Source organism: Streptomyces sp. NPDC048481 (assembly GCF_043200075.1).
GTDB lineage: Bacteria > Actinomycetota > Actinomycetes > Streptomycetales > Streptomycetaceae > Streptomyces.
The window spans coordinates 179,634-200,358 of record NZ_JBICXC010000008.1; the positions used below are offsets into that span (position 1 = coordinate 179,634).

Here is a 20,725-nt window from a genome sequence, read left to right on the forward strand (position 1 = left end):
TTCACGCCTTGATCAGCTCGGCGTCGCGCAGCGCGTCGGCCGCGGCGGCGACGGCGTCGAACGGCAGCCCGGACCGTTCGGCGACGTCCAGCAGCGTGTGCTCGCCGTCGGAGAGGCTGAGCACCCACAGCATGGCCAGCTGGGCCTCTTTGGCGTCGCTGCGGCCGCCGAGCGAGTCGTAGAGCCCGCGCCGGCCCAGCTGCGGTTCGCCGTAGGGGCTGAGGTTGACGTACCTGCGGTTGCGGTCGAGGACGGCGAACGCCTCGCGGCACACGGCCAGGGTGTCCGCCATCGCCTCGGGCGAGACGAAGTCCGGGTCGTCGGCCGAGGTGTGGTACTCGGGGTAGCCGGCGTAAGGGGTCCGGCTGAGCGAGCCCACGCCGAGGTCGAACCCGGGGGAGCAGTACTGCCGCTCGTCGTAGCCGTAGGGGGTGAACTCCTTGATGTCGTGGGGGCGTTCGGAGGAGGCCAGCACATGGCGCAGCACCCGGTCGATCTCCGCGTCGCCGCGTCTGCTCTGCTTGTACGTCAGACGTCCCCGGTCGCCGGCGCAGGCCAGCACGAGGCCGTGCCTGACCCGCTGCACCCGCTCCGCGTTGCGGGCCAGCCAGGTGATCGCGCCGATGGTGCCGGGCGCGAAGATGAACCGGTAGGTGTAGTGCGGTCTGTGCTCGGCCAGCGCCCGTGCGAGGAACACCGCCACCGCGACGCCGGCCAGGTTGTCGTTGGCCAGCGACGGGTGGCAGACGTGGCAGGAGACGATCACCTCGTCGCTGACCTCGCCGGGGACCACGTGCTCGGCGTAGGTGAGGTGGCCGTCGGCGAGCGTGGAGTCGACGCACACCTCGTACTCGCCGTCCGGCATCGCGTCCAGGGTCTCCTGGGACAGACAGAACCCCCACTGCGGCTGGTAGTAGCTGGTGCGGTAGGGCACCCAGGACGGGTGCTCCGGCAGGGTGTGCAGGTGCTCGCGCAGTTCGGCGAGCGGCATCCGCGCCGACACCGGCACGCTGTAGCCGAGCACGTGCAGGCTGGACGCGGCGAAGTCGACGACGCGCTTCCCGTCGGCGCCGGCGATGTAGGCGTCCCGGATGTTCCACTCCTGCGGCACCGTCCAGTCGAGGACCCGGGTCCCGGTCGGCACCTCGTGCACCGTCAGCGGGAGGTACTCGCCGACGATGTCCAGGGTGGCGCGCACACCGTCGCCGGTGATGCTGCGGCACAGCGGGTACATCCGCCGCACCAGCGCGTGCATGTCGTCGCCGGGCGCGGTCATCGGCGCCACCGCAGGGTGTCGTCGACCGAGCCGGCCTCGGACGCCGCGCGCAGCACGGCCAGCCTGGTGAAGCGCTGCTCGAAGGCCTCCCGGGTCAGCCCGTGGGTGCGGTAGGCGTCGGCGAGTTCGAGCGCGCCGCGCTTGACCGTCCACTCGCAGTCGAAGCCGGGGACGGCTGCGCGGAACCGCGAGAAGTCCACCCGGTAGGACCGCGGATCGGCCCCGTTCTCCCCGGTGATCACCACCTCGGAGCCGGGCACCGCCTCGGCGACCTGTCCGGCGATCTCGGCGACGGTGACGTTGTTGACCTCGCTGCCGATGTTGAACGCCCGGTCGTGCACCGCCTCGCGGGGCGCGGTCAGCGCGGCCGCGAAGGCGCGCGCGATGTCGGCGGCGTGCACGAGCGGGCGCCAGGGCGTGCCGTCGGAGAGGACGAGGACCTCGCCGGACAGCAGGGCGTGCCCCACCAGGTTGTTGAGCACGATGTCGGCGCGCAGCCGGGGCGAGTACCCGAAGGCGGTGGCGTTGCGCATGTAGACCGGGCTGAAGTCGCCGTCGGCGAGGGCGTGCACGTCGTCCTCCACCCGCACCTTGGACTCCGCGTACGGGGTCACGGGGCGCAACGGGGCGTCCTCGGCGACGAGTTCGTCGCCGCCGGCGGCGCCGTACACCGAGCAGGTCGACGCGTACAGGAAGCGCCGCACCCCGGCGTCGCGGGCCAGCCGGGCCAGCCGCACCGACGCCCGGTGGTTGATGTCGTAGGTCAGCTCCGGCGCCAGCGATCCCAGCGGGTCGTTGGAGAGCGCGGCCAGGTGGATCACGGCGTCCACCCCGGCCACGTGCTCGGCCGTGACGTCCCGCAGGTCCACCCGGTGGCCCTCGGGGTCGGCGGGCTCCGGGCCCAGGACGCAGTCGGCGAACAGGCCGGCGTCGAGACCGACGACCTCGTGTCCCGCGGCGGCGAGCACGGGGGCCATCACGGTGCCCAGGTAGCCCTGGTGTCCCGTCAGCAGTACGCGCACAGGTCATTCCCCCAGATCGAGAGTGAGTTTGGTGACGGCGAACGCCTCGGCGTAGCGCGCGTGGCATTCGATGCCGCGGATCCGGGCCAGCCCGAGGAAGGCCTCCCGGTCGTACCAGGGCCGGTGCCGCTGCGAGGGGTAGTGCTCCTGCAACAGCCGCACCTTCTGTTCGGCGACCTCGTCCGGGAGCGGCTGGTAGGCCGTGGGGCGCCCGAGGTCGCCGTCCCACTTGACGATCTCGTAGCCGAGCACGAGGTGGTCGCGGAACGCGGTGGGGACGAGCCGTGCCAGGCCGCGGTGGTCCTGGTGCGCGTCGTCGGTGCGCGGGGCGAGGATCAGGTCCGGCTCGGTCCGGCCGCGCAGCTCCTCGACGGCGGCCTTGGCCTCGTCCCAGTGCACGGGCAGCCGGCCGTCGGGCAGCTTGTGCACGGTCAGCCGCAGGTCGGCGCCGGGGCAGAACGCGGCGAGCGCGGCCTGCTCCTCCTGCTCGCGCTCGGTTCCGCCGCCGGAGAGCACCAGCGCGTCGACGCGGACGCCCGGCCGGGCCCGGCACAGCGTCAGCAGCGTGCCGCCGGCGCCGATGGCGATGTCGTCGCAGTGCGCGCCCACGGCGACGATCCGGTCGGGGCGCCCGGCCCCGAGACGTATCACGCGGTCCTCGCCGCGGCGGGCGCCGGGGCGCCGTCGCGTTCCCACACGGCCCACGGCCGGTCACCCCGCGCGTACGCCTCGTCGAGCGCGGCCCGTTCCTTGACGGTGTCGGTCGGCTTCCAGAACCCGCGGTGCTGGTGCGCCACCAGCCGCCCGCGCTTGGCGAGCTGTGCGCACCCGTCGGCGACCAGGTCGCCGCCCTGCGGGATGTGGTCGAAGACCTCCTGGCGCAGGACGAAGTAGCCGCCGTTCTCCCACAGGGGCAGTTCGCTCACCGCGGTGATGCCGCCCACCAGGCCGTCCTCGCCCAGGTCCACGCAGTGGAACGAGGACTGCGGCGGCACCACCATCATCGACGCGCCGGCGTCGCGCCGCGCGAAGGAGTCGATCATCTGCGGCAGCGGGGCGTCGGTGAGGACGTCGGCGTAGTTGGCGAGGAACATGTCGTCGCCGTCCAGGTGTTCGCGCACCCGGCGCAGCCGTTCCCCGATCGGCGACTCGATGCCGGTCTGCGCGAACGTGATCGTCCAGTCCGAGATGTCGGTGGACAGCAGCTCGGTCCGTCCGCCGCGCAGCACGAAGTCGTTGGACGTCGTCTCCTCGTAGTTGAGGAAGAAGTTCTTGATGTGGTGGGCCCCGTAGCCCAGGCACAGGATGAACTCCGTGTGCCCGAAGTAGGCGTAGTAGCGCATGACGTGCCAGATCAGCGGCCGGGGGCCGACCATCGCCATCGGCTTGGGGACGTCGTCGGCGGAGCCGCTGCGCATCCGCATCCCGTAACCGCCGCAGAACAGGACGACCTTCATCGCTTGACCTCGACAATGCTCAGTTCCGGGATGGGAAAGACCAGCCGGCCGCCCCACTCGTGCACGTAGGACAGCTGCTCGACCAGTTCGGTGCGCAGGTTCCACGGCAGGACGAGGACGTAGTCCGGCTTGTCCGCGGCGATCTGCTCGGGCGCCAGGACCGGGATGCGGGTGCCGGGCGTGAACCTGCCGTGCTTGTAGGGGTTGCGGTCCACGGTGTACGCGAGCAGGTCGGGCCGGATGCCGCAGTGGTTGAGCAGGGTGTTGCCCTTGCCGGGGGCGCCGTAGCCGACGACCGTCTCGCCGCGCTCGGCCGCCTCGACGAGGAACTTCAGCAGGTCCCGGCGCACCTTGGCGACCCGGGCCGAGAACTCGGCGTATCCGGACAGCTCCTGGAGCCCCGCGGCCTTCTCGCGGGCCAGCACGTCGGCCACCCGCGCGGTGGGCTCGCCGGCCGCCTCGGCCGGCCGGGCCCACAGCCGGATGGAGCCGCCGTGCGTGGGCAGCAGCTCGACGTCCACCAGGGCGAGTCCGCCGCTGTCCAGCGCCCGGATCGCGGAGGCGACCGTGTAGTACTGGAAGTGCTCGTGGTAGATCGTGTCGTACTGGTTCTCCTCGATCAGGGTCAGCAGGTGCTGCACCTCGACGGAGACCCAGCCGTCGTCGGCGACCAGCGCCCGCAGCCCCCGCGTGAAGCCGGTCACGTCGGGGATGTGCGCGTACACGTTGTTGGCCACGACCAGGTCCGCCGGGCCGTGCTCGGCGCGCACGGCGGCGCCGGTGTCCGGGTCCAGGAACGCCGTGAGCGTGGGCACGCCCGCCTCCCGGGCCGCCGCGCCGACGTTCACCGAGGGCTCCACGCCCAGGCAGCGGATCCCGCGGTCCACCACGTGGCGCAGCAGATAGCCGTCGTTGCTCGCGACCTCGACGACGAACGCGTCGGGCCCCAGGCCCGCCTTCTCCACGGCGTCGGCGACGAACGTGCGCGCGTGCTCCACCCACGAGGTCGAGAAGGAGGAGAAGTACGCGTACTCCTCGAACGTCTCCCGCGGCGAGATCAGCGGCGGGATCTGCGCGAGCCAGCAGTCGGTGCAGACCCGCAGGTGCAGCGGGTAGGCCGGCTCGGGATCGTCCAGTCGGTCCGCGGCGAGAAAGCTCTCGCACGGCGGCGTCGCCCCGAGGTCGACGACGCTCGCCATCGCCTCCGAGCCGCACAGTCGGCATCGTGTCATGTGCTGTCCCCATCCCCCCTGCTCACCCGGGTGTCCCCGCCGTGAGCCGGTACTGACCGACCCGCGATCGCGGAGCGGTACCCCTCCTCCAGGCGCTCCAGCCCGACGGCCGGACTGAAGCCCTGCTCGTATCGGCGCCGGGCCGCCCGTCCCATCTCCCGGTCGAGCGCCGGATCGGCGGTGATCCGGCCCAGCGCGGCCGCCAGCGAGGCGGTGTCGCCCGGCCGGTGCAGCAGCCCGGTCACCCCGTCCTCGACGAGTTCGACGAACGCGCCGTGACCGGCGGCGACGACCGGGACCCCGGCCGCCATCGCCTCCACGACCACCAGGCCGAACGCCTCCAGCCACGTCGAGGGCGCCACCACGGCCGTGGCCCGCGCGATCGCCTCGCGGCACCGCGCCGTGTCGTACAGGCCGACGTAGCGCACGTCGTCACGGCCCGCCGCCCAGGCGGTCACCTCCGGCTCCAGCGGCCCGGTGCCGGCGATCACCAGCGGCACGCCCGGCCCGCCGCCCGCGGCGAGTTCGTCCCACGCGGCCATCAGCAGCCGTACGCCCTTGGCCTCCGCGAGCCGGCCCAGGAACAGCACGTGCTCGCCGGGGCCGGTGCGCCGCACGCCCGGTTCGGGCACGAAGTTGTGCTTGACCGCGAGCCGCCCGGCCGGCATCCCGGCCCCGGCCAGGACGTCGCGCTGTGCCGCGGAGATGCAGAAGAACCGCTCCACGCCCGACCACCACCGCCGCCGGTTGACGGCCAGGCCGACGGCGAGCGGCACCGTCGCAAGCCGGGAGCCCCGGTAGCAGCCGTGCCGCACGGCGGGCAGCGGCGAGGACCCCACGCACTCGGCGCACGGCCGGCCGTCCCGCTGGAGGGTGCCGGGCGGACAGACCTGCGTGTAGTTGTGCAGGGTGGCCACGACGGGCACGCCGACGTCGGCGCACGCCGCCAGCACCGCCGGCGACAGCAGCGGGAAGACGTTGTGGACGTGCACCACGTCCGGCCGCTCGGCGCGCAGCTTCGCGGCCAGCTCCGAGCGGACCGCCGGGTTCCACGGCACCAGCAGCGGCACCGCGACCTTGCCCGGCAGCGACCGGGCGGCGATGTCGTCGCTGCGCCGCTCGAACACGTCGACCCGGTGGCCGGCCGCGCGCAGCAGCGCGACCTCCTGGTCGACGACCTTGTTCTCGCCGCTCGGCTGGGCCGAGCCGTAGCGGTTGTGCACCACCAGCACGTGAAGGGCGTCCACGCTCAGGTCACCTCCGTTGTCCGGGCCCATCGCGGGACGTGTCGTCGAGGGGGTTCGGGCGCCGCCGCAGCGGCCTCGGCCTCGGCGGGGACCGCCAGCAGCGAGGCGGCCACGGCCAGGTGCAGCAGATACGGCGAGGCGTCGCCCAGCCCGGCCTCGGTGTACGACGCGATCGCGCAGTAGCTGATCAGGAAGATCGCGCAGGCCCTCGACAGCGACGGCGGCCGCAGCAGGGCGACGCCGCCCAGCACGACGACGATCGCCGCCACCAGGGCGATGCCGGTCACGCCCTGCTCGTTGTAGACGGCCAGCCAGCTGTTGTCGATGGGGAGCCCGCCGAACGACTTGTCGCCCAGACCGGTGCCGAACAGGTGCTGGGACGTCGTCCGGGGCGCCGCCAGCAGGGCGTGCCAGACCTTGGCCCGGCCGGTGAGGCTGGCGAAGTTCTCCTGGCTCTGCCCGCGCAGGAACCACGCCTGGAGCGCGGAGCTGAACCCCACCGCCGCCACCGCCGAGCACAGCACGCCCCAGGAGAAGACCCGGCGGGCGGCGGCGCTGGTCAGCACGAGCGAGGTGATCGCCAGCACCAGCGCGACGATCAGGCCGAGCGTGGCCGTGCGGGTGTGGGTCAGCGCGAGCAGGCCGAGGGAGGGCACGACGACCACGGCGGCGCTCCTGCCGTCGGTGCGGCGGCCCAGGAGCAGCAGCACGGTCAGCCCCGTGATGACGGCGGCGTACTGTCCGATCTGCGGCGGGGTGAGCGGCCACAGCGCGCCGACCAGCCGCCCGCCGTACAGGTCGGGCAGGGCGGCGCCGGGTGAGACGACCAGGCCGGCCGCGACCGACCCGAGCACCGCGAAGTACATCCGGATGTGGTGCCGCACGAACGTCGTGCCGCCGTCCCACCAGCGGCTGAGCAGCCACAGCGTGGCGACGAACAGGGCCAGCCGGCCGCAGCGGAACAGCGCGCCGAACCCGGCCCCCTGGTCCACGCTGGAGATCAGGCTCGGCACCAGCAGCAGGGTCAGCAGGAACACGTAGGAACTGGCCCGCAGGCGCACCCGGGGGTTGGCCAGGAGCGCCAGCGCGAACGCGGCGGCCAGCGAGCCCATGGTGACCATCTGGATGAGCGAGCGCGGCAGCGGGACGATGGTCACGGCCCCGGCGGAGCCGAGGGTGTTGAGGACGAGCAGGCCCCAGACCGCCCCGACGATCTTCGGCGTGCGGTCCGTGCCGGTGTTCGCGGACGTCATCTCAGTCACCGTCCTTCGCGCGCAGGGTGCTGCCCGCGTCCTGCCGGTAGGGGGCGTCGCGCCACTGCTTGAAGCCGACCGCGCGGCTCGCGTCGTGGACGACGAAGGTCCACGGGCCGACGTAGACGTTGTCGTGCCAGCTGTTGTGCTGGTCGTGGGTGATCGCCCGGGCGACCCGCTCGCCCTGGTACGGCGACCAGTCCGGATAGGTGCCGTAGTTGGAGAGCACCCCCATCCGGGCGCACTTGCCCGCGCACGCGGGGACGGACCCGTCGAGCACGAAGCGGTTGCCGTGGACGTCCACCCGCTGGGTCTTCCACCGGCAGTCGGAGTACAGCGGCGGGCCGGCGATCGCCGGCTGCGCGCAGCGACGGATGTCCTTCACCAGCAGCGTGCAGTCGCCGGACGAGGTGTTGGCCGGGCTGTTGCAGAACCGGTCGGCGTTCTCCCACAGGGTGATGCCGGACCAGTTGTTCTCCAGGACGTTGCCGGAGACGTCGATGCGGTCCGTGCGGGCCCGCACGCGCGGTTCGCCGCCGGACTCGGAGAGGTAGACGGTCGCGAAGGGGAAGGTGTCGCCGGAGGCCGCGTAGGCGCGGCCCTCGACCCAGTTGTTGCGCCGGATCGTGTTCTTGCGGATGACCGCGTTGTAGCTGATCTCGTAGATCAGCGCGGCGCCGTCGTTGTCCTCGATCAGGTTGCCCTCGATGAGGAAGTCGTTGTTGTTGGTGTCCGCCCACAGCCCGGTCCCGCGGTTGCCGTGCACCCAGTTGCCGCGCACGTCCGCGCCGTCGACGGCCCAGAACTTGACGCCTCCGCTGCACCCGCAGTCCGGCCGCTGCCGTTCCCAGTCGTCCTTGTTGTTGCCGGTGATCTCGTTGCCCTCGACCACCAGGCCGCGGACGCCGCCCTCCTTGTACGCGTTCATCCCGTACTGGCCGTTGTCGCGCAGGCAGTTGGCGCGGACCTGCTGGCGGGAGCCGGCCATCAGCCCGGCGCCGGAGTTGTCGCGGATCGTGGTGTGCTCGATGACCCACCCGTCGGCCGAGTCGTGGTTGACGACGCCCTCGTCGCGGGGCGCGACGAACCCGCGCACGGTCAGATACCGGATGGTGATGCCGGCGGCGGAGCCGCCGAACGCGTAGTGGTTGCTCCGGCGGCCGTCGAGGACCGCGCCCGGCGCGCCGAGGTAGACGTCCCCCTCCTTGGGGATCACCTGGTCGTAGCGGTTCGACGGGAGGGTGTGCCGGCCCGGCCGGAGCCAGAAGGTGGTGTGCGGAGGGCTGCTCGCGGTCTTCGCCGCCAGGTCGCCGGGGACGGCGGGGTCGACCGCCACCGCGCCCTCAGGCGCCTTCGCGGGCCCGGCGGCGGGCTCGGCGCACAGGCGGGCCGCGGACGCCGGGGGAGCGGAGGGCGCGGCGGTCGGTCTGGGCGTCGCGTCCGTCGTGCCGCCGTCGTCGCAGCCGGTCGCCGCCGCCAGCGCCAGTGCCAGCGCCGCCGCCGGCAGCGCCCGCCGCCATGTGGTCCCCACGCGCCCTGTCCCCATGCGTCCTCCCTCCTCCCTAACCCTGGAACCCGAGCACGGTGGTGAAGCCCTGCGTGCCGTCGGTGAAGCCCGCGCCGACCAGCGTGGTGGCGGGCTCTTTGCGCCCGAACCCGGCGGAGTACCAGCCCAGCGGCGGTTCGCTCTCCCCGCGGTGCGCCGTCCAGGACAGCGCGCCGGGCAGGTCGAGCACCGCGGAGCGGTCCTCGCCGTCCCGCGTCCAGGTGAGCACCGCGCGGTTCCCGGTCAGCTCGGCGGTGATCTGCGGGCCGAGGTGGAACGCCAGGCGCACGGCCCGGCGCGGGCCGCCGCGCACCTCGTCGACCACCCTCAGCTCCCGGCCCGCGGACGCCAGTTCCACCCGGCGCCGGTGCACCGAGGGCCGGTAGCCGTCGTGTTCGGCGGCCCAGTGGACCGTCCCTCCGTCCGGCGCGCCGGACGTGTCCACGGCCAGGACCCGGCTGCGGGCCTGCCGCGTCCACAGGAACGGGCCGCCGGACACCGACTGGTCGGCGCCGTCCAGCTCCAGGGTGTTGTGGCCGAGGGTCGAGCGGAAGTAGCGCCGCCACCCGGGCTGGCCGTGGTAGCAGAACGTCCCCGGGTCGGCGAGCACGTCGACCCCGTCGTGGCGGACCTCCACGGACAGCGCGTCCGCGTGGGCGTGCGCAGCGATCGACAGGAACCCGTGCGGACCGCCGTCGCAGCGGCACCAGATCCCCTCCGGCCCGCGCAGGATCGTCAGGCCGGCGTCGGCGAAGTGCGCCGGGCGGCTCGCCGGACGCGGCACCGCCGACGCCGGCGCGCCCTTGGCGTACGGGCGGACGAGCGCGGCCAGCAGCGGGGTGCGCACATCGGCGCCGGTCACCGCGGGCCACCAGTCGAGCCGGCCGAACACGGCGTCTCCGGTGGCCAGCAGTGAAGCCCAGCGGTCGGTGCCGGGGCCGTCCACGACCAGACCGTGCCCGTCGTCCGCGTCCCCCTGGCGCGGCGGCCGCAGCCGGTCGTCCACGACGGCGGCGAGCGCGTCGGTCATCCGCAGCAGCACCAGCCGCACCGCCGAGGGCACCGCGACGCCCGAGGCGTCGGCCTCGGCCAGCGCGGCCAGGCCCAGTTCCAGCACCAGCCCGTGGTACTCGGTGGCCAGCTCGCGGTTGAGGCCGGAGCCGAACGTGTTGGCGCGCAGGTGCCGTTCCAGTGAGCGCAGGGCGTCGGCCCGCCAGCGCGCCGAGGACGGGAACCACCCGAACGCGCAGCCCGCGGCGAACTGCCCGGCGGCCTCGGCGACGACGTGGTTGTTCGCCGACGAACCCCGGCTGGGGAACGCGGCCAGCCAGCGCTGGTGGTGCCAGATCTGTCGCAGCGCCGCCGGGTTGTGCTCGAACAGGGCGGCCGCGCCCGGCCAGCCGTCGAGGAGCCGGCGGATCCACACCCAGGACAGCAGCCGGATGCCCAGCTCGATGCCGCTGGTCCAGTGCACCCCGCGCAGCGGCGTGTTGGCCGCCCACCAGGACCGCAGGTGCGCGGCCACCCGCTCCGCGTACCGCTCGTCGCCGGTGAGCGCGTAGGCGGCGGCGAGGACGGTGAGGTACTGGTGGCGCGACGGCTCCCAGATCTGCTTGATGTCGCCGACGGCGTCCTCGTCGCGGTACGGCACGTCGAAGGCGTAGCCCCAGGGCGCCCGGCGCCCGGTCTTCGGGTCGTGGCACCAGTCCGGGTCGGCCATGTCGTCGCGCAGCACCCCGAAGAACACGGCGTGCCCGGACATCAGCCGGTCCGCCTCCGCGACGAGGCGTTTCACGGCGTCCGGCTCCACCGCGTCGAGCGCGCCCGCGGGCAGCACCGCGGTGAACCGGGCGCCGCTCACGGCCGGTGCGTCCGGCGGCGCGGACCGCCGCCACCGCCGCCTGCGCACGGTGTCGCCCACCCGGCCGCCGATCTCCCGCGGCCCCATCCGCGACAGCCGGCGCAGGTACCAGCCCGCGCTTCCCGAGGCGACCGTCATCACGGCCGCGCCAGTGTCACGGGCGCGCCGCCGGCCAGCGCGGTCTGCACGGCGAGGGTGGCCGCCGTGGTGGCGACCAGCGACTCCAGCGGCACCGGCATCGGGCCGCCGGTCCGCACCGCCCGCACGAACGCGGCCAGTTCGGCCGACTGGCCCTTGTCGCGGGCCTTGGGCAGCCGCGAGCTGACCCACCGCTTGCGGCTGTGGACCGACGCCCGGACGAAATCGTCGAGCCGCAGCACCTTGCCGTCCGCGACGAGGTCCAGCGTCTCCTTGGGGAAGCCGGACGCACCGGTGGTGACGTAGCTGATCGTGGCGGTCGAGCCGTCCGGGTAGCGCAGCACGACCTGGAGGTCCTCGTTGCCGGGCGGGGCGACCGCGTACACCGACACCGGATCGGCCCCCAGCAGCCAGCTCGCCGTGTCGACGAAGTGGCCGCCCTCGCCCGCGAACCGCGAGCCCTCCGTGCCCTGCCGCAGATACCAGCTGCCGTGGTCCAGGCGGCCCGCGTTGACCAGGTAGCGCAGGCTCGCCGGGCCGGTCCGCACGCCGAACCGCTTCCTGGCCTCCTGGAGAAGGGGCGCGAACCGGCGGTTGAAGCCCACCTGGATCCGGTCGTTGCCGGACTCCTCCACCGCCGCCAGCACACCGGCCAGTTCGTCCTGGTCGAGCGCGAGCGGCTTCTCCACGAACACCGTCTTGCCGGCCAGCAGCGCCCTGCGGGTCAGCTCGGCGTGCGAACTGTGCCGGGTCACGACGAACACGGCGTCGACCGAGTCGTCGCCGAGCACGGCGTCCAGGTCGGTGGTCGCCCGGCCGAAGCCGAACTTGCGCTGCGCGTTGGCCGCGGACAGCGCCGTCGTGGTGACGACCGTGGACAGCTCCACGCCCTCGCGCTGCGCCAGGTGCGGCAGCAGCATCGACGACGCGTAGTTGCCCGCGCCGACGAACGCGAGCCGCACCGGCGACCTGACGGCGCGGACCGCGGCGGGCCGCGCGCCGCCCGGGCGCACGACCGCGGGCACGGTCACCGCCGGGGCCTGCGCCCCGGCCGCCGCCCCCGGCTGCCCGGGGTACTCGAACAGCACGGCCACGGCCTTGAGTTCGCCGTCCTTCAGGCTCCGGTACGTCTCGACGGCGTCGTCGAAGCCGGCCACATGGGAGATCAGGGGCTCCACGTCGACCTGGCCGCGGGCGGCCAGGTCGAGGAAGCACGCCAGGTTGCGGCGCTCGGTCCAGCGCACATAGCCGATCGGGTACTCGCGCCCCTCCAGTTCGTACGCAGGGTCGTAGCGCCCGGGGCCGTAGCTGCGGGAGAACCGGACGTCCAGCTCCTTCTCGTAGTACGCGTTCCACGGCAGGTCCAGCCGGCACTTGCCGATGTCGACGACCCGGCCGCGGTCCCGGCTCAGCCGCGCGGCCAGCTCGACGGGCTGGTTGCTGCCGCCGCCCGCCGCCAGGTACACCTGGTCCACGCCGTGTCCGCCGGTCAGTTCGGCGACCGCCCCCTCCACCGCCGCGGAGCCGGGATCGCCGCACGCCGCCGCGCCCAGCCGCTCGGCCAGCTCGCAGCGCGCCGGGTCGGGATCGGCCCCGACGACGCGCACCCCGGACGCCGTCAGCAGCTGCACCACCAGCTGCCCGATCAGCCCGAGCCCGACGACCAGCGCCACCTCGCCGAGCCGCGACTCGCCCTGGCGCACGCCCTGCAACGCGATCGACCCGACGGTGCCGAACGCCGCGTGCCGGGGCGCGAGCCCGTCCGGCACCGGGGCGTACAGGTTCTTCGGCACCCAGTTCAGCTCGGCGTGCAGCGCGTGCTCGTTGCCGGCGCAGGCCACCAGGTCGCCGGCCTTCACGTCGTCGACGCCGGCGCCGACCTGCTCGACGACCCCGCACAGCGAGTAGCCCAGCGGCGTGTAGGAGTCCAGCTTGCCCATCACCTTGCGGTAGGTGGCGGGCACCCCGTTGGCGGCCACGCTCTGCACGACCTTGGCCACCTGGTCGGGCCGCGAGCGGGCCTTGCCCACCATCGACATGCCCGCCTCGGACACCTTCATCAGCTCGGTGCCCGTCGAGATCAGCGAGAAGGCGCTCCGGACCAGCACACCCCCCGGCTTGCACCCCGGCTCGGGCACGTCGAGCAGGGCCAGCTCGCCGCTCTTGTAGTTCTGCACAACCTGTTTCACCCGAAGTCCTCTTGTCTCTACGCCGTCAGGGTGCGGTCCGGGACGACCCGGAGGTCGCGCCGCGGTACCAGTACTCGAGGGTCAGCACATGCCACAGATGCTTGGAGTGGTCCCGGTGTCCGGCGGCGTCCTCGGCGACGAGCCGCTGCAACGCCTCACGGCGCAGGAACCCGGACCGGACGAGCACGCCGTCGTTGACGACCTCCCGCACCAGCGGCGCGAGATCACGGCTCATCCAGGCCCGCAGCGGGGCGCTGAACAGGCCCTTGGGCCGGTACACGATCTCCCGCGGCAGGATCGAGCAGGCCGCCTCCTTCAGGACCGCCTTGCCCTGCCGCCCGGCGATCTTGCGGTCGCCGGGCACCGCGAACGCCGCCCGCACCACGTCGACGTCCACGTACGGCACCCGCACCTCCGTCGACGCGGCCATGCTCGACCGGTCGGTGTAGGCGAGGTTCAGGCCCGGCAGGAACATCCGGGAGTCGCCCAGGCACATGCGGTTGACGAAGTCGTCGAGTTCGTTGTCGAGGTAGACGTCCGCGTGCTCGGTGAGCACGTCGTCGACCGTCCCGGCCAGGTCCGGGTCGATCAGGCCGATCAGCTCGTCCCGGTCGTACATGGTGTAGCTGCGCCGGAACGCCGTCTCCTCCGGCAGGTCCGCGAAGGACAGGAACCGCTTGGCGAAGCGCACCGACCGGTACCCGCGCCGGGCCGAGGCGACCGGCAGCCGGTCCACGGCCGCGGACAGACCGCGCCGCAGCGGCCGCGGGACGCGCTGGTAGCGCACCGCCAACAGGTTGGCCAGGTGCTTGCGGTACCCGGCGAACAACTCGTCGGCGCCCATCCCCGACAGCATCACCTTCACCCCGGCCTCCCGGGCGGCCGAGCAGATCAGGAACGTGTTGATCGCGGCCGGGTCGCCGATCGGCTCGTCCAGGTGGTACGTCATCCGCGGCAGCAGGTCGAGGACGTCCGGGGCGATCTCGATCTCGTGCAGGTCGACGCCGAAGCGCTCCGCCACCCGCCGGGCGTAGCGCAGGTCGTCCGGCATCGCCTCGAAGCGGGCGTCCTCGGCGCGGAACCCGATCGTGTAGGCGGAGATCCCGGGCCGCTCGCGGGCCGCCAGCGCGGTCAGGTAGCTGGAGTCGAGACCGCCCGACAGGAACGTCGCCACGGGGACGTCGGAGAGCAGGTGGCGCCGGGTCGACTCCTCGACGACGGCCGCGAGGTCCGGCCGCTCCCCGGCACGGGCGCGCTCCGCGCCCTCGGCCGCGACGTCGCGCAGGTTCCAGAACCGGCCGCGCTCCACCCGGCCGTCGGGCCGGCACCGCAGCCAGGTCCCCGGCGGCAGCTTCTCCGCCTCGCGCAGCGCGCACCGCGAGTCGGGCACCCAGTAGTACAGCAGCGACGCCACCAGCGCGGCGTGGTCCACCTCCAGCGAGCCGCCGGTCACGGCGGCCAGCGCCTTCAGCTCGGACGCGAACACCAGCCCCTCGCCGCGCCGGATCAGGAACAGCGGCTTGATGCCGAGCTGGTCGCGGACGAGGACCAGCTCGCCCGTGCGCTCGTCGAAGACGCCGAACGCGAACATGCCGCGCAGCCGGGGGAGGCAGTCCGTGCCCCAGCGCCGCCAGGCCTCCAGCAGCACCTCGGTGTCGGAGGTGCCGCGGAAGCGCACCCCGGCGGCCGCCAGCTCGGCGCGCAGTTCGGGCGCGTTGTACAGCTCGCCGTTGTACGTCAGGACGAGGCCGTCCGAGACCATCGGCTGGGCGCCCGTCGCGGACAGGTCGACGATGGCCAGCCGGCGGTGCCCGAGCTGCACTTCGCCGTCGCCGAGGGGGTGGCCGTAGCGGCCCGCCCCGTCCGGCCCGCGGTGGGCGAGGGTCTCGGTGAGCCGGTCCGTCACGGCCTTCCCGTCCGGCCACCGGTATGTGCCTGCGATGCCACACATGTGCTACCGCGCCTCCTGGTCGCTGTCCGGGACCCGGGCCGCCCACATCGGCGACCGCTCCGTCCCCCGCCGTCCCTCGCCCACCGCCTGGACGGCGGGGGAGGCACCCCCGCCGCTCTGCCGCACCGGCCGCTCGCCGTGGCCGCGCAGCGCGGTGTGCAGCCCGTTCCACAGCGTGCCGTCGGTCCGGTCCCGCGGGTCGGGGTCGATCAGCACCACCCCGGCCACCGCGATGCGCTGGTCCGCGAGCTGCCGTGCCACGGTGTGCAGCCACGCGGCGCTGCCGTGCCCTGCCCGCACGACGAGCACGGTCCGCGTGCCGAGGTGGCGCAGGTCGGTCCACGCCGTGCCCGGCGCCACGGAGCCCACGCCGAGCCGGCGTTCCTCGGGCGGCAGGCCCGCGGCCCGCTCGGCGCCGACCACCGCCGGGTCGCCCGGCTTCGGGCGGCGGCCGGACAGCTGCGGGCCGGGCAGCCCGTCGACGACGGTCACCGGCCCGTCCGCCGCCAGCGCCCCGGCGAGGCCGAGCGCGATCACGCCCGTCTCGCGCGCGCAGCCCAGTTCCAGCAGCGACACCGGCTCCGCGGAGCCGCGCACGATGCGGGTCAGGGACGTGACGAGCCGTTCGCGCGCCGCCCCGGTCCGGCGGCGTTGCCACCGCCCGCCCACCCGGTGGGGCAGCTCGGCGATCACCGAGGCGCCCAGGTTCGCGGCGATCTCCCGGCGCAGCACCGGGCGGTCCGCCACGACCGCGCCGACCGCGGCCGCCGCGAGCCCGAGGAAGAGCCCGAGGAACAGCCCGATCGCGGCGTCCGTGGCGGCGGTCCTGGGCAGTGAGGTGTGCACCGCGTACGGGGCGTCCACGATCTGCGTGCCGGCGACGAGCCGCGGGGCGCCGATGCTGGCCTCCGCGGCGCGCTGGCTGAAGTCGGTGATCTGCGAGGTGAGTTCGGCCCGGCGGGCGTAGAGGGACTCCAGGTCCGCCGACGACTCCGGCCCGCTCTGGCCGGTTCCGTCCCCGATCGCCTTGTTGACCTGGGCCAGTTGCGCCTTCAGCTGGTCGCGTTGGTCGAGCAGGGCCTTCGACTCGGCCTTCGAGGACTCCCGGATCCGCTGCACGTGGTCCGCGACGAACGCGTCGGCCAACGCCTGGGCACGGGCCACCGCTTCGGCGTCGCTGTCGCCGGTCACGGTGATCTGGAGCACGTTGTTGGTCAGCCCCGTACCGCTGTAGTCCCGCATGAAGTCCCCGGCCTTCTCCGGGGACTTGAGGGCCTTGAGGGCCTGTCCGGCGATGCGCGTGGTCTGCAACAGGGCCACGTCGGTGCGGATCAGCGTGCCGGGGTCGTTGGGCTGGTCCTCCTCGTGCGCGACGAGGATCTTGGTCACCGCGGTCGGCGGCTGCGGCATCAGCAACCCCGCCGCCGCGCCCGCGAGCAGCCCCAGCAGCGCGAGCGACGACCACAGGCGGCGCCGTCTGCGCACCGCCGCCACCAGCACCTGAAGATCCAGCAGCGGCGTGGCGGCCGACGACTGCGCGGTCGTACTCGTCGTCACCCTGTGACTCCCGTCGCGTCGTCCCGTTCGCCGTCGAGGCTCTCCAGCGCCGGTGCGGCGGCGCCCCGCGAGCGGCCGGCCGGCCGCACCGCGCGCACCGGACCGGCCAGGACGACCCCGACGACGGCGTGCTTGGCGTCCGCGCACGCCTCGGCGAGTCCGGCGAGTTCCGCAGCCGTCCAGTGGCCGGCGCTCACCACGACGAGGGCCCCGGCCTCATGGCCGCGGTCCGGCACCATCGGCCGCGACACCGGCACCGCGACGGCGCGCAGCCCCGGGTCCTTCCCGGCCTCCGCGACGAGCTGCCCGGCGGCCAGGCGGGCGATCTCGTCGCCGTCGGGGAAGACCGCCAGCAGCCGCTGCGGGGCCGGCAGCCGGTCCCGCAGGCGCGAGCACACCCGCCGGTAGCGGATCCGCCTGCTGGCCTCGTCGCCGGACGTCTGCGGAGCCGGGATGTCCCACCGGACGTCCGTGCCCAGCAGCCTGCGCAGCAGCACCGCCGGGCCACGGCCCTGCTTGCGCAGTGCGCGCCGCTCGACGGGGACGTCGACCGTGCCCAGCAGCGCCGAGCCCAGCGCCGCGGTGATCTCCGCCTCGCCGCGCAGCCGGCGGCTCATCCGCGCGGCGGTGAGATGGCCGAGCACCGCGACCAGGAAGAACAGCAGCGCTCCGCCCGCGACGAGCTGCGTCCTCGTCGGCGGCGCCTCGCCCGTCGGCCGGGCCGCCGCCCCCATGACGACCATGTTCTTCGCCTCGTCGTCGGCCGGGTCGGCCTGTTTGATGGTGGTGATGGCCTCCCGCAGCGCGGTGCGCAGCTTCTCCAGCTCGGTGCGGGTCTGCACGCTCTCCACGGTGTCCCCGGGATCCGTCGAGTCGGCCAGCTCGCTGATGCGCCGGCTGGTGTCGCGCACCGACTTCTGGAGCGCGGCCAGCTCCTCCGCCGCCCCCGGGTCGGCGGTGTCCTTCGCGATCCGGGTGGCGTACGAGACGAACTCCTCGGCCACCTGGTCGGAGAGCCGCTGCGCACGCTCCGGGGACTCGGCCGTGCCGGAGATCTTGATGATGTTGCCGTCGGTGGCCTTGGCGCTCACCCGGTCCCGCAGGTCGCTGCCGCTCACCCCGGCCCAGCCGAGCTTGGCGGCCGCCCGGTCGACCACCACCGAACTGGTCGCCACCTCGGTCTGGGTCAGCAGCTCGCGCTCCTCCCACGTGCCCGGGAGCAGCACCGACGCCGACGTCGTGTAACGCGGCGGGAACAGCGCGGAGACGCCGTACCCGGCGAGCGCGCCCACCAGGGCGACCAGGGCGAGCAGCCTCAGCCGCCGGCGGACGATCCGCCCGATGGTGACCAGCCGTATCGTGTCATCGCTCAATGGTGCGGCCTTCCCCTGCCGGGTCCGGATCCCGGGCCGTCCCCGCGGACCGGTCGCGGACCGCGGCGGCGTAGGCGTCCAGCAGCGCGCGCTGGGAGTTCCGCCACGACAGCGCGCCGCCGATCCGCTCCTGGCCGGTCTTGCCCATCAGGGCCCGCTTCTCCGGATCGTCCAGCAGCACGGAGACCAGCCGGGCGAACTCGCTCTCGTCGTCGGCGCGCGCGTACAGGGCGGCGTCGCCCGCGGAGACGCGCGCCTCGCGCAGGTCGAAGGAGACCATCGGCCGGCCCATGACCATGTACTCCAGGACCTTGTTCATGGTGGACACGTCGTTGAGCGGGTTGTGCGGGTCGGGGGAGAGGCACACGTCCGCGGTGGACAGGTAGCGCACCAGGTCGGCGTCCGGGATGCGCCCGGTGAACTGCACCTGCTCCGACAGCCCGAGCCGCCCGGCCAGTTCCACCATCGCGTCGAAGGTGTCGCCGCCGCCGACGAACACCGCGTGCCAGTCGCCGCGCCCGACCTCGTCGCGCAGTTTCGCCAGCGCCCGCAGGGCGTAGTCGACCCCGTCCTGCGGGCCCATCACACCGAGATAGCACAGCAGATGGGGCTTGCCCCGCTTCAGCTCCGGCTCGGGCGGCACGGGGTGGAAGCGGTCCACGTCGGGTGCGCTGCGCACCACGAAGACGTCCGCCGGCCGCTTGCCGCCGCGGCGCACCGCGACGTCCCGGTAGCTCTCGTTGGTGGCGATCACCACGTCCGCGGCCCGGTAGGTGCGCCGCTCCAGCGCGCACACGGCGCGGTAGAGCAGGTCCTTGCCCCGGCCGAACCGGGACAGGTACAGCTCGGGCACCAGGTCGTGCTGGTCGAAGACGAACCGCGCCCCGCGCCGCTTGAGCCACAGCGCGGGCAGGAACAGCAGGTCGGGCGGGTTGCAGGCGTGCACCACGTCGACCGGGCCGACCTTGCGGGCCAGCCGGACCGTGTGCCACAACGCCGTCCCGTACTCCCGCAGATAACCGGCCGGCCCCCCGGTGGCCGCGCGCAGCGGGTAGCGGTGGATCCGCACCCCGTCGATCACGGCCTCCGGCTCGGTGTCCCGCTTGCCGCCCTGCGGGCAGATGACGTCCACCGTCCAGCCCGCGTCGCGCAGCGTCGTGCACTCCTGCCACACCCGCCGGTCGAACGGCACCGACAGGTTCTCCACCAGAATCAGCGCGCGCCGGCCCGGCCGGCCGCCGCTTCCCGCGTCACCAGGCAAGGCCCACATACCCCTGTTCGGCCCGGCGCGCGTCGGCGTCGGGAAGGTGGACGAGATCGATGATCACCGGGGCGTCGCCGTGCGGCAGCGCCGACAGCACGGCCGGATCCTTCGTCCCGACCAGGCACACCTCGGCGTGGTCGAGCACCTCCTCGACGGAGTCCGCGAGCAGTTGCGCGAGATGCGGCAGCCGCGTCTCGATGTACTCGCGGTTCGCGCCGAGCAGCCGGGACATGCTCACGTTCGCGTCGTAGATCTTCAGGTCGTACCCCTTGCCGAAGAGCCGCTCCGCCAGCTCGACCAGCGGACTCTCGCGGAGGTCGTCGGTGCCGGGCTTGAAGGACAGCCCGAACAGGCCCGCCCGCCGTTTCCCGGTCCGCTCGACCAGCTCCACCGCGCGCTGCAGATGGTCGGAGTTGGAGGGCAGCACATGGGACAGGATCGGCACCGACACGTCGGCCCGCTGCGCGGCGTGGACCAGGCTGCGCAGATCCTTGGGCAGGCAGGAACCGCCGAAGGCGAAGCCGGGCCGCAGATAGGCGGGGCTGATGTTCAGCTTGCGGTCGGCGAGGAACACGTCCATCACCTGGTGCGAGTCCACCCCGAGCGCCTGGCACACCGCGCCCAGCTCGTTCGCGAAGCCGATCTTGAGGCCGTGGAAGGCGTTGTCCGCGTACTTGATGGCCTCGGCGGTCGGCACCGGCACCCGGAACACCTCGCCGGGCAGCCCCTCGTACAGTGCGAGCACCGCGTCGCCGCTCGCCGGGTCCAGCTCGCCGACGACCGTCTTCGGCGGGTCGAAGAAGTCGCGCACGCTCGTGCCCTCGCGCAGGAACTCCGGGTTGACCGCGACCCCGATGTCCACCCCGGCCGTGCCGCCGACGTACTTCTCCAGGATCGGCACCAGCAGGTTCAGGCAGGTGCCCGGAAGCATGGTGCTGCGGAACACCACGGTGTGCCGGCCGCCGCGCTCGGCCAGGGCCGCGCCGATCTCCTCGGTGACCCGCTCCAGATACGTCGTGCACAGGCTGCCGTTGGGCTCCGACGGCGTGCCCACGCAGACCAGCGAGATCTCGCTGTTCATGATCGCCTCGCGGACGTCGGCGGTGGCGCGCAGCGCTCCGGCGCCCACGACCTCGGCGATCAGCTCGCCGATCCGCTCCTCGACCACCGGCGCCTTGCCGTCGTTGACCAGGTCGACCTTCACCTGGTTCACGTCGACGCCGACGACCTCGTGCCCCATGCCGGCCAGGCACGCGGCCGACACGCAGCCCACGTAGCCGAGCCCGAAAACGCTGACTCTCATGACCCGTTCCTCCCCCGGGCAGACCCGCTCGGGCCTGCCGTCCGCGCACCGGCGAA

General features: G+C 73.7%; 15 protein-coding genes. All 15 read right to left on the reverse strand.

Annotated features, from left to right (window positions below; translation table 11 throughout):
• Position 1: 1 nt before the first annotated feature.
• The 15 genes from ACGFSH_RS24165 to ACGFSH_RS24235 are packed head-to-tail and all read right to left on the reverse strand — an operon-like array spanning position 2 to position 20,669.
• Positions 2–1,276 carry a DUF4910 domain-containing protein gene (locus ACGFSH_RS24165; RefSeq protein WP_393351952.1) on the reverse strand — a complete coding sequence of 425 codons (1,275 nt, stop codon included), beginning with the start codon at positions 1,274–1,276 and terminating at the stop codon, positions 2–4.
• Positions 1,273–2,298, reverse strand: coding sequence for an NAD-dependent epimerase/dehydratase family protein (locus tag ACGFSH_RS24170; RefSeq protein WP_393351954.1), 1,026 nt, complete (start codon positions 2,296–2,298; stop codon positions 1,273–1,275). The genes ACGFSH_RS24165 and ACGFSH_RS24170 overlap by 4 nt, the downstream gene beginning before the upstream one ends.
• Positions 2,299–2,301: 3 nt before the next feature.
• Positions 2,302–2,949: a PIG-L deacetylase family protein gene (locus tag ACGFSH_RS24175; RefSeq protein ID WP_393351956.1), complete on the reverse strand. Its 648-nt coding sequence runs from the start codon at positions 2,947–2,949 to the stop codon at positions 2,302–2,304.
• Complete coding sequence (locus tag ACGFSH_RS24180) at positions 2,946–3,755, reverse strand: glucose-1-phosphate cytidylyltransferase (RefSeq protein ID WP_393351958.1); 810 nt, start codon at positions 3,753–3,755, stop codon at positions 2,946–2,948. The genes ACGFSH_RS24175 and ACGFSH_RS24180 overlap by 4 nt, the downstream gene beginning before the upstream one ends.
• Complete coding sequence (locus tag ACGFSH_RS24185) at positions 3,752–4,987, reverse strand: class I SAM-dependent methyltransferase (protein WP_393351960.1); 1,236 nt, start codon at positions 4,985–4,987, stop codon at positions 3,752–3,754. The genes ACGFSH_RS24180 and ACGFSH_RS24185 overlap by 4 nt, the downstream gene beginning before the upstream one ends.
• Positions 4,984–6,264 carry a glycosyltransferase gene (locus ACGFSH_RS24190; protein ID WP_393351963.1) on the reverse strand — a complete coding sequence of 427 codons (1,281 nt, stop codon included), beginning with the start codon at positions 6,262–6,264 and terminating at the stop codon, positions 4,984–4,986. The genes ACGFSH_RS24185 and ACGFSH_RS24190 overlap by 4 nt, the downstream gene beginning before the upstream one ends.
• Complete coding sequence (locus tag ACGFSH_RS24195) at positions 6,237–7,487, reverse strand: O-antigen ligase domain-containing protein (protein WP_393351966.1); 1,251 nt, start codon at positions 7,485–7,487, stop codon at positions 6,237–6,239. The genes ACGFSH_RS24190 and ACGFSH_RS24195 overlap by 28 nt, the downstream gene beginning before the upstream one ends.
• Position 7,488: 1 nt before the next feature.
• Positions 7,489–9,033 carry a right-handed parallel beta-helix repeat-containing protein gene (locus tag ACGFSH_RS24200; RefSeq protein WP_393351969.1) on the reverse strand — a complete coding sequence of 515 codons (1,545 nt, stop codon included), beginning with the start codon at positions 9,031–9,033 and terminating at the stop codon, positions 7,489–7,491.
• 16 nt (positions 9,034–9,049) lie between these two features.
• Positions 9,050–11,032, reverse strand: a complete 1,983-nt coding sequence (locus ACGFSH_RS24205) for an alginate lyase family protein (RefSeq protein WP_393351971.1) — start codon at positions 11,030–11,032, stop codon at positions 9,050–9,052.
• Entirely contained in the window at positions 11,032–13,221 is a 2,190-nt protein-coding gene (locus ACGFSH_RS24210) for a bi-domain-containing oxidoreductase (RefSeq protein WP_393351974.1), read from the reverse strand. Before ACGFSH_RS24210 ends, ACGFSH_RS24205 begins: the two co-directional genes overlap by 1 nt.
• Before the next feature lie 25 nt (positions 13,222–13,246).
• Positions 13,247–15,172, reverse strand: coding sequence for an asparagine synthase (glutamine-hydrolyzing) (gene asnB, locus ACGFSH_RS24215; protein ID WP_393351976.1), 1,926 nt, complete (start codon positions 15,170–15,172; stop codon positions 13,247–13,249).
• 3 nt (positions 15,173–15,175) lie between these two features.
• Complete coding sequence (locus ACGFSH_RS24220) at positions 15,176–16,729, reverse strand: Wzz/FepE/Etk N-terminal domain-containing protein (RefSeq protein WP_393351979.1); 1,554 nt, start codon at positions 16,727–16,729, stop codon at positions 15,176–15,178.
• On the reverse strand, positions 16,726–18,102 hold the full coding sequence (locus tag ACGFSH_RS24225) for a Wzz/FepE/Etk N-terminal domain-containing protein (protein WP_393351981.1): 1,377 nt from the start codon (positions 18,100–18,102) through the stop codon (positions 16,726–16,728). The genes ACGFSH_RS24220 and ACGFSH_RS24225 overlap by 4 nt, the downstream gene beginning before the upstream one ends.
• A complete protein-coding gene (locus ACGFSH_RS24230; protein WP_393351984.1) occupies positions 18,092–19,372 on the reverse strand; it encodes a glycosyltransferase family 4 protein in 1,281 nt (426 codons plus the stop codon). Before ACGFSH_RS24230 ends, ACGFSH_RS24225 begins: the two co-directional genes overlap by 11 nt.
• Entirely contained in the window at positions 19,353–20,669 is a 1,317-nt protein-coding gene (locus ACGFSH_RS24235) for a nucleotide sugar dehydrogenase (RefSeq protein WP_393351987.1), read from the reverse strand. The genes ACGFSH_RS24230 and ACGFSH_RS24235 overlap by 20 nt, the downstream gene beginning before the upstream one ends.
• Positions 20,670–20,725 lie beyond the last annotated feature (56 nt).

Coding starts and splice junctions, on each gene's coding strand:
- ACGFSH_RS24165 (WP_393351952.1), bottom strand. CDS start 1,276: ATGACCGCGCCCGGCGACGACATGCACGCGCTGGTGCGGCGGATGTAC.
- ACGFSH_RS24180 (WP_393351958.1), bottom strand. CDS start 3,755: ATGAAGGTCGTCCTGTTCTGCGGCGGTTACGGGATGCGGATGCGCAGC.
- ACGFSH_RS24185 (WP_393351960.1), bottom strand. CDS start 4,987: ATGACACGATGCCGACTGTGCGGCTCGGAGGCGATGGCGAGCGTCGTC.
- ACGFSH_RS24190 (WP_393351963.1), bottom strand. CDS start 6,264: ATGGGCCCGGACAACGGAGGTGACCTGAGCGTGGACGCCCTTCACGTG.
- ACGFSH_RS24195 (WP_393351966.1), bottom strand. CDS start 7,487: ATGACGTCCGCGAACACCGGCACGGACCGCACGCCGAAGATCGTCGGG.
- ACGFSH_RS24200 (WP_393351969.1), bottom strand. CDS start 9,033: ATGGGGACAGGGCGCGTGGGGACCACATGGCGGCGGGCGCTGCCGGCG.
- ACGFSH_RS24205 (WP_393351971.1), bottom strand. CDS start 11,032: ATGACGGTCGCCTCGGGAAGCGCGGGCTGGTACCTGCGCCGGCTGTCG.
- asnB (WP_393351976.1), bottom strand. CDS start 15,172: ATGTGTGGCATCGCAGGCACATACCGGTGGCCGGACGGGAAGGCCGTG.
- ACGFSH_RS24230 (WP_393351984.1), bottom strand. CDS start 19,372: ATGTGGGCCTTGCCTGGTGACGCGGGAAGCGGCGGCCGGCCGGGCCGG.
- ACGFSH_RS24235 (WP_393351987.1), bottom strand. CDS start 20,669: ATGAGAGTCAGCGTTTTCGGGCTCGGCTACGTGGGCTGCGTGTCGGCC.